The following is a 12,492-nucleotide window of genomic DNA, read 5'->3' as shown; positions in this document are numbered from 1 at the left end:
TGGTGGTTGCCTGTTCTGCGTGGTATATTGGACTTGTACAATTCACATAAGGATGGAGCTAATTTAATCATGAAGGCATCGTCAAGATCCCACAATAAACATAAAAACAACAACAGTGCTGCAAAAAGTAAACATACTGCAGACAGGAGCAAGCCTGCAGAAGGCGTGAGCAAGCATACCACAAACGAGGATAAGCCTGCCAAGCCTAATGCGCCGGGTGATGCCAGCCAACACACATCCGGCAATGCCAAGCCACATCAATCCCGTGATGGCAAGCGACACCAATCTCATGATGGCAAGCCGTATGCGCCGCGCAATGCCAAGCAGCAGGCTCCTCGCATTTCCGGACGCGAGCATGCTGAGGAACTGCGGATTGGCGACCAAATCGTCGTTACGATCAAGCGGCTCGGCATCAATGGCGAAGGCGTCGGATATTACCGTCGCAAGGCGGCTTTTATCACGGGAGCTCTGCCAGATGAAGTCGTTCACGCCAAGGTGACCCAGGCCCGGGACAAATTCATCAACGCGGAAATGGTGAAAATCGAAAAGCGCTCCCCTCAGCGGGCCGATGCGCCATGTCCGGTATTTGGCATATGCGGCGGCTGCCAAATCCAGCATATCTCCTATCCAGGCCAGTTGAAGGGCAAGGATGAGATCGTTCGCGAAGCGTTCTCTCGCTATGCCGGATTGCAGGAGCTCCGCATGAAGCCGATTCTCGGCATGGAGCACCCTTGGGGCTACCGTAACAAGGCTCAGCTTCAGCTGGGCTTGCAGGAGGAAGGCGTCATCGCCGGATTGTATGCAGCCGATTCGCATAAGTTGATCGATATTACGGGCTGTCCGATCCAGCATCCGAAAGTGAACGAGGCTGTCGACAAGACGCGCAACGTCCTGCAGCGGCTGGGTATTCCTGTATATCAGGAGAAAAGCAATCAGGGAATCGTGCGGACAATCGTCGTGCGCTGGGGCTTCCAGTCCGGGCAGCTGCAGGTGACGCTGGTAGCAGCAAATGACCGCATTCCCCGGCTGGATCAGCTTGTTAAGGAGCTTAGGTTGGCCATGCCGGAGCTTACCAGCATCGCGCTGAACGTCAACCCGAAGAACACCTCACTCGTGTTCGGCAACAAGACAACGATTCTCTGGGGCGGGGATAGCATCGAGGAAGCGCTTGGTGATCTGGAGTTTACCCTTTCCCCTCGCGCGTTCTTCCAGCTCAACCCGCTGCAAACGGTCAAGCTGTATGAATCGGTACGCACAGCGGCCGCACTGACGGGCGAGGAAGTAGTCGTGGACGCTTACTGCGGCACGGGCACGATTGGGCTGTGGCTGGCTCCTTATGCCAGCGAGGTGCGCGGTATAGAGTCGATTCCCGAGGCGGTGGAGGACGCCAAGGCGAACGCAGCCCGCAACGGACGAGATAACGCCTCCTTCTACGAGGGTAACGCCGAGGAATTGCTCCCACGCTGGGTGAAGTCGGGCTTCAAGGCTGACGTCATCATCGCTGACCCGCCGCGTACGGGGCTTGACCCGCGCTTCATCGAAGCGGTGCTGCGCACGAAGCCAAGGCGCTTCGTGTACGTGTCCTGCAATCCGTCGACCTTGGCGAAGGACTGTAAAGAACTGCTCGACGGCGGCTACTCGCTGGAATGGGTGCAGCCGGTGGACATGTTCCCGCAGACGAGCCATGTGGAGTGCTGTGTGTCGCTAGTAAGGAAGTAATAATTCATAGCTGCATTTACCTGTATATTGAAGCCCGAATGTATTTAGTATTCGGGCTTCTGTCTTAGCCGTAGCCAATCGGGTCTAACGAAAGAAGTGGAGGCTATGAGGCCCCCGCAAAATCAGGAGAAACATCTTAAACTTGGGTTTGCACGGTTTCGTCTTGGCACGCATTGAAAAGCCCCGAACCTGTCGGATAAAACCGGTTCGAGGGCAGATGCTTATTTCTTGGCTGTATACTTGCGTATGGCTGGCGCGATTTGCTCGGCGACAAGCTCGATGTTTCTGGCCACCTTGTTGTAAGGCATGCCGCCCAAATCCATCTGAAGCAGCAGCCGCTGATGACCGTATAATTCATATTGATGCAGTATTTTTTCTATGATCAGCTGCGGGCTGCCAACCATCAGGGCATCCTCAACGTTCGCCGACTGCAAATAGCGCTCTTTCGGAAAAGACATGCCGCGCATCACCTTGAACACGTGATTTATATACGGATAAAACTCGTTTCGCGCGTCTTGCGAATTGTCAGCCACATATAGCATCGTCGTTGTCGCCACAGGCAGATTTGCCGGATCGTGACCGGCTTGCGCGGCGGCTTGACGATAAGCGTCTACTGCCGGCTTGAAGTAATCCGATGTACCGCTGAGCGTGGCAAGGGTCATAGGAGCTCCCGCAAGTCCAGCTTTAATCGCGCTTTCCGGCGAACCGCCTACGGCACGCCAGATCGGAAGCTTCCCGTTAAGCGGCCGCGGCAAAATGTGCGCGTCTTTAAGCGGCAACCTGAACTTTCCTTCCCATGTGACTCTTTCCTCGCTATTCAACTTGAGAAGCAGATCGAATTTTTCCTCGAACAATTGCTCATAATCGTTCACATCATAACCCATAGTATAGTAGGTTCCAATCGTGGAGCCCCTGCCGGCGATAATTTCGGTTCGTCCATTCGAGATCAGGTCGATCGTCGCAAAATCCTCATAAATGCGAACGGGATCGTGCACGCTGAGCACCGTCGCTGAGCTGGCGATTTTGATTCTTTGGGTCGCCTGTGCGATGGCACCGATAATGACGGAATGCGCTTGGGTCGCGGCATCGTCTTGATGCCTTTCGCCGACGGCAAATACGTCGAGTCCCGCTTGCTCGGCCAGCTTGCTTGCTTCGATCAGTTCCGCAATCCGTTGCTGCGGGCTGATTTTCCGACCGGCAACCGGATCCGACACATGTTCCCCAACCGAGTAAAATCCGAGCTCCATTCCTTGATCAGTATTCATGCGATATTGTTCCATGAGCGCTCTCTCCTTTTTGATTATTTGGCAACTTCGGCCATAAGTTGCGGTCTTCCGAGATGATGACATCTTTGTGCGGAATAATTGGACCATGCGCCGCCCCCACTTGACTAGTCAAGTGATATGGTAAAAAAAACTATGTCGGCGGCGGAACCATTTTGTTTCGGCTATGCTTCTCGAGGCGCGAGATAAGCGACAACAGCGTTTTTTGCTCCTCCTTAGACAACACCTCGTCAAAGAAAGAGGTTTGAAACGCCACCTGCGCAGGAAACGCCTCGTTCATTACCGATTCTCCCTTTTCCGTCAGGCTGATCATTTTCGTCTTCCACCCCTGCTTGCGCTCGATATATCGTTCCTTTTCCAATCTGGCAAGCATCCGCGAAATCCCGCCTTCGGTCACCGTGACCTTTTTGGCCAATTCCATCTGGTTCAGCGGCTGGTAGGTTCGAATTTGGACCAGGACGTCGAACTGGGCGGTCGTCAACTCGAAACGCTTCAAAAATTCGTTCGTCATGTGGTCGCTGCGGTTCTTGAACCGGACAAGTCGCAGCCAGGCTAACAAACCCAAAGTGTAATCGTTCATTGTCCCCCAACTCCTTTCGCTGAATTATTGTCACTTTACCACTCAAGTGATGAATCGTCAAGCAGCGGTATGAGAATCGACGATGACCTACCGCCGCTGTTGATGCTTTTTTTATGCAATTATATAAAACTAAATGATAAGAACACCCTAAAACACGTCAAAAAGAAGCTGATTTGCATTTTCTTTCTTCATCTGCATTATTCAAGTTTTATGTTATGCAATATTTGCTTTACGTAATCTTCTGGTTTTGTCGTGCGGTTTTGCATCCAATACATTGCAGCCCCATAAAGTGACCAGCTTAACATCACCGCAAAAGTCTCAATTTCTAATCGATCTTGGTTAGACCATTGTCTTTGTGCCCACGCTGAAAAAAAGGCTTGAAGTTCCTTTTTAAAGATCGTTTCTATTTGGGGTGTAAAAGCTTCATAACTTCGCTGACACTGGTTACCAACCGATGTGTGGAATTTAATAATCGAGATAAAAATCGACTTTATCGTCTCTTCGTTAATGACCTCATGCATACTTACTTCTTGAAGGACTTCTCTCATCACGCTTTCACTTAACACTTTTTCAAGCAAGTCATATTTGTCAATGAAATGATTATAAAAAGTTGCGCGATTAACCGTTGCAGCAGATGTAATATCCCCGATTGTGATGTCATTAAAATCTGTTTTCTTTGTTAACTCAATAAATGCGTCCATAATGAGCTTACGAGTGCGAAGGATACGGGGATCGATTTGTTTTTCCATAACATTCTCACCTACTTTTTAGACATTTTTACCATTATGTTGGTTAAGCGATAGATCTGAAATACTGTCGATTGCTCATAGTTATTCAAGTTGTTATATTGATTTTACTACAAGTGTTGCATAAGCGAAAGTTGTTGGGTCGGGAAAATCATGATTCGGGAGCACATTATAAAAAATGTAGTCTTAGGTGACTAGGAGGTAAGAAAATGGTCGAATTTGAATTCGGAGTGTATTCATTAGGAGAACGAATACCTGATGCAAGTGGAAATAGCACTAACGCACAATCCAGAGTCGAAGCTATTATTCAAATGGCAAAAATGGCGGATGAAGCAGGCCTCGATATATTTGGTGTTGGCGAACATCATCGTCTGGATTTTGTAACATCTTCTTATGCCATGCTGCTCGCAGCGATTGCACGAGAAACGAAAAATATTAAACTAACCAGTACCCTATCCGTTATTAGCACAGCGGATCCAGTACGTGTCTATGAAGATTTTGCAACGCTTGATTTATTATCTAACGGACGAACTGAAATTATTGTAGGACGAGGGGCATTTTTAGAATCATTCCCTCTCTTTGGAGAAAGTTTAGATAACTATGATGAATTGTTTGATGAAAAGCTGCATCTGTTTATGAAACTGCAAGAACAGGAAGTTGTTAGCTGGCAAGGAAAGTTTCGTTCTTCTCTTCAAAATGCACAAATAGCACCTAGACCCGTTCAGAAGAAACTCCCCCTTTGGATTGGGGTGGGAGGCACACCTGCAAGTGCCATTCGTGCAGGAAGACTTGGAGTAAATATGGCACTTGCCTTGCTAAGCGGTCGTCCAGAATCCAGCAAGCCATTAGTAGACCTTTATTGGCAAGCTGCAAGAGAAGCAGGTCATGACTTAAGCAAGCTGAGGGTTTCAGTGACGGGGCATTCGTATATCGCGCAAACTGGAGAACAAGCGGTTACCGAATTTGTTTCGCACTATAATCAATATTTCGGATACTTTTTAAAGGAGCGTGGTCAACAATTTCGAACGACGGAAGAGGAATTGATGCCTCAGAGAGCAGCAGGACAAATATTGGCAATCGGTAGTGCAGAAGAATTAGCAGAGAAAATCCTGCATCAGCATGAGCTATTCGGGCATTCACGCTTCATGGGACAATTCGATCTGGGTGGTCAGCCATTATCTCGGGTAGAAAAAGCAATGGATCTACTAGCGAACAAAGTAGCACCAATGGTACGCAGGGCTTTATCTAAGTAACATATAGTAACACGAATAGTAACACGAAATAGAAGAAGGAAGTGAGACGTGTCGTGGAAATATTAACTTATATCTTACAAGGAATCCTTGCAATCATGTTTCTATTTGCAGGATTCGGAAAAGTTACGGGTATCCAAATGCATGTGGAAGCATTTAATCATTTGAGATTGCCCCAATGGTTTCGATTTGTAACTGGGATTGTTGAATTAGCAGGGGCAGCACTTTTAATTGTTGGATATTGGGCTTCAACTTTTGCGACGGCAGGTGCGCTTGTATTTGCAATCACAGGTATAGGCGGCATCCTTTCACATATTCGCGTTAAGGATTCTTTTAAAGATACAGCGATGATTATTTTCTTAACCATTCTATCGTTTGTTGTATTTATTCATTATGTTTTGTAAATGATTTTCCAGTCTGTCAACCGTATTTCATTAATCTACTCTTTTTCCAGGAGGGAAAACCTGTCCTTCTCAACCAATCATCTTTGACTCAGCCAGGCTGAATGGGCGATTGCTCCAGCGCCTGGCCCCTCCTGTTAAACTACGGCCTTTACTTTCGCAGAAAAACCTGCTCTCACATTTCTTTCAAATCATCACGCGCCATCTAAAAGCGGCTGATTACACTTTTCTTATCTATATGATCAGTTCCGATATAGAGAGTGCCTGCTGATCAGAGGCCTTCAGCTCTGATCCAGGAAAAACGAGATCAGCAAAATGAATACAAGCAGCCGTGCCAATCTTCTGACCGCCATCTCTCCTTGATTGCTCTTTACTTAACAGCATCCTTGATATGCCATAAGGAGCAATAACCGTCTTCATCGGGAGTCTCGCTTTCCATAACAAAGCCGGTGGACTGAAAGCACCTCAAACAGGCCGTGTTGTCGGCTTCAATCCCCGCGTACCATTTACGGATTGTTGCCAGCTCCGGCAGCTGCATCGCACGTTCAATCAAGGCTCTCCCATATCCTAGGCCGCGAAACGCCGGCCTGACAACGAGAGCAACGCTTCCTGTCTCTTGTTCCTCCCGCTCAATCATAATTACGCCTACGACGTTGTCTTCGAAACTTGCTGCCCATACACTATAATCCAGTTGCTGTTCGACATGCCCGTACCATTCCCCAAGTGGAAGCATTCCCTCCAGACGCCGATAAACCTCTCTATCTTCAAACCATTCCTCCAGTATTGCCAGATCGCGCTCCGTAAACGGCCGCAAGTTGTCAATCCATGCCACCTTCCTTCACCTCTTATCTATGCTTATTGTACAGTTCGCATATCCGGCTTCATTCGCTAAGAAATAATTATCATCCTTGAATATAGTATAATAATAGACAGGCAAAACAAAAGGCAATTTCCACAATGCGGATAAATTGCCTTTTGTATTTCAGTTAATTAAATTTTAAATTTCCCGGTTTCTTTTTGTAAACTTTGAGCAAGTTTCGCAAGATGTTCCGACGCAATGGCCATTTCATTCATTGTTGAAGATTGTTCTTCTGTAATAGCTGATACATTTAACGTGTGTTCGTTTGTTGTTCTTGTTTGTTCATTGATTTCTTCTACCGTTACCGTGACATTTTTTAATTTTTCGTAAGCATTTGATGTATTTTGGCTAGTTGTTCCTATCATTCGTTTTAAATCTTGAATAGCGCCTGCAATCGTATCGAACGCTTCTCCCGCTTGTTTTACGGAAACAATACCGTTTTGAGCAATGGAACGGCTTTGTTCCATCATAAAAACAGCTTGATTCATTTCATCTTGAATAGTCCGAACAAGGTCTTCAATATCTTTAGAAGCAACTCCCGTTTGTTCCGCAAGCTTCTTCACTTCATTTGCGACTACGGCAAATCCTTTACCATGTTCTCCTGCTCGTGCTGCTTCAATAGCTGCATTTAAAGACAATAAATTCGTTTGTTCAGAAATCGATGAAATGAATTGACTCATGCTTTCAATTTGTTCCGATTGTTCTTTTAGTTTACCCATTAAACTTGCACTTTCTTCTACTTGGGTATGTAACTGTGTTATATCATCAATAAAAGTTCGAATATTTTTCGAGCCGCCTGTGGCAACTTCAGATGTTGAAACAGATTGTTGAACGGCCCCGTTCAACGTTGCTACGACCTGCTGCATATCTTCCGATAATAATGTTGTTACCGATTGTAATTGTTCACTAACGGATTGTTGCTTACTAGTATTTTCCGCGACATCTTGCATTGAAACGGCTACTGCCATTACCGATTGATTTACCTCCTGTACACTCGCTGTTAATTCTTCCGCCGTTGATGCAACCACTTCCGATTCTGCTGAAACCGCTTTCAACATATCTCCTAATGCTTGGACAGAACCGTTATAGTAGTTGGCCATCTCTCCAAATTCATCTTTTGTCTCAACGGATAATGTTTTCGTTAAATCCCCGTTTGCAAGATTACCTAAATTCTCATTAATATTTCTTACTTCACTGCGAATGTATCTCGCAATGACAAGTACGAACAAAGACATTAAAACGACTAATACCGTACTTACAGCAAACTGTTGATAAGTCATCTTTTGTTGCGCACTAAACAGTTCTTTCGTTGGCACAAGTAATACTACTTTCCATGGCATACCGTTAACTTGCTGATATTGCATGAAATGACCTTCACCATCAATCTTTGTCTGGATCAAGGCTGAAACATTTCCTAATTGTTCGAGTGGAATATTTAAATAGTCTTGAATCGTTTCCGTATTGACTTTTTCTTTATCTGGATGAGTTAAGAAAGTACCTTTGTCATCAATTAAAAAAGCATATCCACTTTCTCTAATTTTGATATCTGAGACTATGGACTGGATTGAATTAAGGATATAATCACCCGTAATGACTCCGATTGGCTTCGAATCATCTACCACTTGTACACTAAATGAAATGAACATTTCCCCTGATGCTTCATCAAAATAAGGTTCCGTATGGTACACTTGATTAGAAGTTATTCCTTTTGTATACCATTCTTGTGCATAAAAATCATAGGAAGGTTCTTCATAAATATCGGTGTAAACCGCTTTCTCCTCGTCTTTATATAAATAGGGGCCAAATATTTCTCCATTTGCAGCTTCCTTTTCAAGCCATAGTCCCATTCCGTAGGTTTCTTTATTTAATGGAAGTATCTGCTCTACTAAACTGGCGAATTTTTCTCTAGTCAAAATAGTATCTGAAGTTTCCACAGCTGACTTTACACTGTAAATCAGTTGATTATGTGCATTAACTTTGTTTTCAACGGTACCGGTTACGTTGTCAGCTAATAAAGACATTTCATTTTCAACCATTTTTTTAATTTCATTTGAAGTAATCTGATGATTCATGATTGCCATGCCGATTAAGAAGACTGCAACAATTGGGATTAAAATTCCGATTTTCGCAAAGATTTTCAAATTACCTAACACCTTTTTCATAAATCGTCCTGACCTCCCTTAGTTGTAAATGATTAATGTTGCTTATCTACTAGTATATAAAAAACAAAGAGCAAAAGGTAACTAATTAACTATAAACAATAAAAATGTTAAGTTCCTTAATATCCATCAGAATCTCAAAAGAAAAGAAATCTTCAGTTAAGTTTAGCGGCATGAATGACAAGCTCATTCTAGTCGAATATTCATATATAAACTCACTCAGGAGGGGGGGAATATGTAAATGTATGTGAAAATTCATATATAATCGATCGTTTAGTCGTAATTAGGCTTATTACATTCGAAATATCGAATACATTCACAGAAGAGCAACAAGATAACGCATGAATCAGCAGAGTAACCAGGAGTATTAAATCTTTATTACATCTGGAGAAAATCATGAATTGTAGCAAATTTTATTATATCGAGACAATATTGCTCCAGCTCCAAGCAGTGAACCCTATTCATTATCGTGTCTGGCATATCACTGCATCTGTTTAGGCAAGTTTATAGTAATAGAGAAGCTGCGAAAGGATCCGGCTCATCTCCATTATCGTGCGGAACAATTGTAACTGCTCTAATATTTACATCAGGGAACCTCTGGCGAACCTGCATCTTTGCATCAGACAGGTTAGACGCTTTGATATTTTCAAAGTAAAGCACTCCGTTCGAATCTTGGTACTCAACGGTAAATTCAATTTGATCATTCTCCACGCACTTCACCGCCTATTCTTTATTGTGCCACCTCAATCACTTTGTCAATTAACCCGTAGGCCTTCGCTTCGTAAGCGTCCATAAAGTTGTCTCTGTCGGTATCTCTTTCAATCTTCTCAAGTTCCTGACCAGTTTGTTGCGACAATATGTTGTTTATTTTGTCACGTAATCGAATAATGCGTTTGGCGCTTATCTCAATATCAGTTGCTTGACCTCGCGCTCCGCCAAGAGGCTGGTGAATCATGATTTCACTGTTAGGAAGTGCAAGCCGTTTGCCTTTCGCTCCATTCGCCAGTAAAAAGGCACCCATTGAAGCCGCCATACCAACACAATATGTTGTGACGTCTGCCTTAACTAAATGCATGGCATCATAAATTCCCATGCCTGCTGTAATTGAACCGCCTGGTGAATTGATATACATGTGGATGTCTTTTGCCGAATCCACAGCATCTAAATAGAGAAGTTGTGCTATGACGCTGTTGGCAACATCGTCAGTAATTTCACCGGACACAAATAGGATACGGTCTTGCAGAAGCCTTGAGTAAATATCGTAGGCTCTTTCCCCCCTAGAGGAATGCTCGACAACATAAGGAATCAAATTCATGGTACGCTCCCTTCATCTTCAATAATCTACACGATACTTCTTTTCTAAGTACGAAAATTCATTATTCTTTATTTCCAATATCCTTGGTGGAATTGATACAATATTTGTTCCTTCATCGTTGGGTGGATCTGCATTGCTTAACTCTTTGGTCCGTTCGACAACTTGTTCGTCAATCTCAACCATATCCATTTCATCTTCTTCGACTACTTGAATCGAAATTTCTTTGCTTACCGTGGTCTCGGCTGTCAATAAGCTTACTACGATTGTCTTTTCACCACATTGAATCGCATCCTGGGTAAAGATTTCTATAATAACATCTTGACCGAGGGCATCAACTACAATGTGTGCTCGTTCATTTTCAACAAAACCACTGAGGTTATGCGAGCGGTGGATACCTTTCGGCAGCCGTATTTGGAGTTCGGACATATGGCGTCCAAAGGTTTTATCCTTGTGTATGTGAATCCACAAATGATTCATTCCTTCTTCGTTCTCCATTTTTGACTTGGCTAATTTGATGTCAAGCATTATTGATCTTCCCCCTTTAACGCCTGAGAAACCGAATCAATCACTCTTTGCTTTAACTCCGCAGAAATTCGAGGGCTAATCGTTATAATGACATCATCTGTTATCTTCAATGTTTCATTTTCAATAATTCGGCTAGGTTCATACAATGCTAATTGCTGACTTATCTTTTCTATATCCTCCAGGGAAAGCTCTTTCAACGTCTCTTGTATAGAAGCCAATGTCTCACCGGTTCTTGATAAGGTCATAATAGCGCGAAAATAGTGGATGTGATGCTCCGTGTAGACTCTCTTGTTCCCCATTAATTCAAGAGGCGGTACCATTCCAATTTGTGTGTAGTACCTTACCGTTCGCAGATTCATGCGTGGGTCATCTTGTTGGAGAATTTCAGCGATTTGTTTAGCAGTATAGCTATTCATGGCACACCTCCGAAACATTAGTTGTTATACAACACAGTGTTAGTTCTACATTACAGTGTTTATGCTCCATTGTAGCGCTTATGCTACACTTCAGTGTTTATGTTGTGCTTTAACTTTTGCGTTACACTTCAATGTTCATGTCACACTTCTATGTATCCATTACACTTTAGTGTATTATTTACAGTTTACTGTAACTATATTCGTTTGTCAAAATAAAAAAGTCCACCTTAACGGGCCTCATGCCGCCCATGCAGTATCCGGAACCTGCGAATTCATTCACGACCTATAGCGCGGCCAATAGAAGCGGCGAAATTTAAATGGTGGTGCGAAATTTGTTATACTGTACAAAGATTGGGATCTCAGCGGAGGTGGTCGAGGTATAACGAGTATTTGTCCTGGGAGAATTGTCAGCCAACGCGGATAACCGCAAAAAGGCGGCTGTTCCAGGAAAATCTACGAGTTAAATCTGTATGAAAATCTTCGGTCATTGAAGAATCGTGTCAGAAGCGGAAATTCAATGGGTCCTAGATGAGATTGAGCCTATTTCAAGCGAATAACATCCGGAACTATAATTAAAAACCTAGTATTGTGGGAGGCTTAGCTATGAGCAATGAAACAAGGGATTTGTCCCCCGAACAACGGGAGGAACTGCTCCGCATCCTAAAGGCCCGATTTGAGAAGCACATGAATCGCCATGAAGGACTAGAATGGTCCAAAGTACAAGCAAAGCTGGAAGCCAACGCTGAAAAGCTGTGGTCGCTAGGTGAAATGGAAAAAACCGGCGGCGAGCCGGATGTGGTTGCTCATGATCCCGAGACGGATGCATACATTTTTTACGATTGCGCAGCCGAAAGTCCTAAAGGCCGTCGAAGTGTCTGCTATGACCGCGAAGCACTGGAATCCAGGAAAGAACACAAGCCGAAGAACAACGCCATGGATATGGCCGCAGACATGGGAATCGAGATGCTGACGGAAGAACAATACCGGGCGCTGCAAAGACTTGGAAATTTCGATACAAAAACATCGAGCTGGGTGATCACGCCCACCCCTATCCGTAAACTCGGCGGGGCGATCTTCTGCGACCGCCGCTACGATACGGTCTTTATGTATCACAATGGAGCGGAATCCTACTACGCTTCCAGAGGGTTCCGCGGCTCGCTAAGGGTATAGATGATGGGGTCGACGGATATTAGGCCGGCCAATTTACTGAGAAGAATTTTGTTTCCGTCAATGGAAAAG

Annotated in this window: 13 protein-coding genes; 4 read left to right on the top strand and 9 right to left on the bottom strand. The window is 44.4% G+C overall.

Annotation, left to right across the window (positions count from 1 at the left end):
* Positions 1 to 69: 69 nt before the first annotated feature.
* Positions 70 to 1,719, top strand: coding sequence for a 23S rRNA (uracil(1939)-C(5))-methyltransferase RlmD (rlmD, locus tag G358_RS0121580; protein WP_019639344.1), 1,650 nt, complete (start codon positions 70 to 72; stop codon positions 1,717 to 1,719).
* A 221-nt stretch (positions 1,720 to 1,940) separates the two neighbouring features.
* On the opposite strand, the gene G358_RS0121575 is transcribed toward rlmD, so the two are convergent.
* The 3 genes from G358_RS0121575 to G358_RS0121565 all read right to left on the bottom strand — a co-directional run bounded on the left by G358_RS0121575 (position 1,941) and on the right by G358_RS0121565 (position 4,331).
* A complete protein-coding gene (locus G358_RS0121575) occupies positions 1,941 to 2,999 on the bottom strand; it encodes an LLM class flavin-dependent oxidoreductase (protein ID WP_019639343.1) in 1,059 nt (352 codons plus the stop codon).
* 136 nt (positions 3,000 to 3,135) lie between these two features.
* Positions 3,136 to 3,582, bottom strand: coding sequence for a MarR family winged helix-turn-helix transcriptional regulator (locus tag G358_RS0121570; protein WP_019639342.1), 447 nt, complete (start codon positions 3,580 to 3,582; stop codon positions 3,136 to 3,138).
* Positions 3,583 to 3,779: 197 nt separating this feature from the next.
* The gene (locus tag G358_RS0121565) at positions 3,780 to 4,331 is read right to left on the bottom strand and encodes a TetR/AcrR family transcriptional regulator (protein WP_019639341.1); all 552 of its coding nucleotides are present in this window, start codon (positions 4,329 to 4,331) and stop codon (positions 3,780 to 3,782) included.
* 206 nt (positions 4,332 to 4,537) lie between these two features.
* Here G358_RS0121565 and G358_RS0121560 point away from each other — a divergent pair, with 206 nt between their 5' ends.
* Positions 4,538 to 5,581, top strand: coding sequence for an LLM class flavin-dependent oxidoreductase (locus G358_RS0121560; RefSeq protein WP_019639340.1), 1,044 nt, complete (start codon positions 4,538 to 4,540; stop codon positions 5,579 to 5,581).
* Positions 5,582 to 5,634: 53 nt separating this feature from the next.
* Positions 5,635 to 5,982, top strand: coding sequence for a DoxX family protein (locus tag G358_RS0121555; RefSeq protein ID WP_019639339.1), 348 nt, complete (start codon positions 5,635 to 5,637; stop codon positions 5,980 to 5,982).
* Positions 5,983 to 6,349: 367 nt separating this feature from the next.
* On the opposite strand, the gene G358_RS0121550 is transcribed toward G358_RS0121555, so the two are convergent.
* The 6 genes from G358_RS0121550 to G358_RS0121525 all read right to left on the bottom strand — a co-directional run bounded on the left by G358_RS0121550 (position 6,350) and on the right by G358_RS0121525 (position 11,253).
* Positions 6,350 to 6,811 carry a GNAT family N-acetyltransferase gene (locus G358_RS0121550; RefSeq protein ID WP_019639338.1) on the bottom strand — a complete coding sequence of 154 codons (462 nt, stop codon included), beginning with the start codon at positions 6,809 to 6,811 and terminating at the stop codon, positions 6,350 to 6,352.
* 158 nt (positions 6,812 to 6,969) lie between these two features.
* Complete coding sequence (locus tag G358_RS0121545; protein ID WP_019639337.1) at positions 6,970 to 9,000, bottom strand: methyl-accepting chemotaxis protein; 2,031 nt, start codon at positions 8,998 to 9,000, stop codon at positions 6,970 to 6,972.
* Positions 9,001 to 9,501: 501 nt separating this feature from the next.
* Positions 9,502 to 9,708, bottom strand: coding sequence for a hypothetical protein (locus G358_RS0121540; RefSeq protein ID WP_019639336.1), 207 nt, complete (start codon positions 9,706 to 9,708; stop codon positions 9,502 to 9,504).
* Positions 9,709 to 9,727: 19 nt separating this feature from the next.
* The gene (gene clpP / locus G358_RS0121535) at positions 9,728 to 10,312 is read right to left on the bottom strand and encodes an ATP-dependent Clp endopeptidase proteolytic subunit ClpP (protein ID WP_019639335.1); all 585 of its coding nucleotides are present in this window, start codon (positions 10,310 to 10,312) and stop codon (positions 9,728 to 9,730) included.
* Positions 10,313 to 10,330: 18 nt separating this feature from the next.
* Complete coding sequence (locus G358_RS0121530) at positions 10,331 to 10,837, bottom strand: hypothetical protein (protein ID WP_019639334.1); 507 nt, start codon at positions 10,835 to 10,837, stop codon at positions 10,331 to 10,333.
* The gene (locus tag G358_RS0121525; protein ID WP_019639333.1) at positions 10,837 to 11,253 is read right to left on the bottom strand and encodes a MerR family transcriptional regulator; all 417 of its coding nucleotides are present in this window, start codon (positions 11,251 to 11,253) and stop codon (positions 10,837 to 10,839) included. The genes G358_RS0121530 and G358_RS0121525 overlap by 1 nt, the downstream gene beginning before the upstream one ends.
* A 603-nt stretch (positions 11,254 to 11,856) precedes the next feature.
* On the opposite strand from G358_RS0121525, the gene G358_RS0121520 reads away from it, so the two are divergent.
* Positions 11,857 to 12,423, top strand: coding sequence for a DUF4256 domain-containing protein (locus G358_RS0121520; RefSeq protein ID WP_019639332.1), 567 nt, complete (start codon positions 11,857 to 11,859; stop codon positions 12,421 to 12,423).
* Positions 12,424 to 12,492: the final 69 nt, after the last annotated feature.

Source organism: Paenibacillus fonticola DSM 21315 (genome assembly GCF_000381905.1).
In the GTDB taxonomy this organism is placed as follows: domain Bacteria; phylum Bacillota; class Bacilli; order Paenibacillales; family Paenibacillaceae; genus Fontibacillus; species Fontibacillus fonticola.
This window is presented reverse-complemented; position numbering and strand designations above follow the sequence as displayed.

Coding starts and splice junctions, on each gene's coding strand:
- rlmD (WP_019639344.1), top strand. CDS start 70: ATGAAGGCATCGTCAAGATCCCACAATAAACATAAAAACAACAACAGT.
- G358_RS0121575 (WP_019639343.1), bottom strand. CDS start 2,999: ATGGAACAATATCGCATGAATACTGATCAAGGAATGGAGCTCGGATTT.
- G358_RS0121570 (WP_019639342.1), bottom strand. CDS start 3,582: ATGAACGATTACACTTTGGGTTTGTTAGCCTGGCTGCGACTTGTCCGG.
- G358_RS0121565 (WP_019639341.1), bottom strand. CDS start 4,331: ATGGAAAAACAAATCGATCCCCGTATCCTTCGCACTCGTAAGCTCATT.
- G358_RS0121560 (WP_019639340.1), top strand. CDS start 4,538: ATGGTCGAATTTGAATTCGGAGTGTATTCATTAGGAGAACGAATACCT.
- G358_RS0121545 (WP_019639337.1), bottom strand. CDS start 9,000: ATGAAAAAGGTGTTAGGTAATTTGAAAATCTTTGCGAAAATCGGAATT.
- clpP (WP_019639335.1), bottom strand. CDS start 10,312: ATGAATTTGATTCCTTATGTTGTCGAGCATTCCTCTAGGGGGGAAAGA.
- G358_RS0121530 (WP_019639334.1), bottom strand. CDS start 10,837: ATGCTTGACATCAAATTAGCCAAGTCAAAAATGGAGAACGAAGAAGGA.
- G358_RS0121525 (WP_019639333.1), bottom strand. CDS start 11,253: ATGAATAGCTATACTGCTAAACAAATCGCTGAAATTCTCCAACAAGAT.
- G358_RS0121520 (WP_019639332.1), top strand. CDS start 11,857: ATGAGCAATGAAACAAGGGATTTGTCCCCCGAACAACGGGAGGAACTG.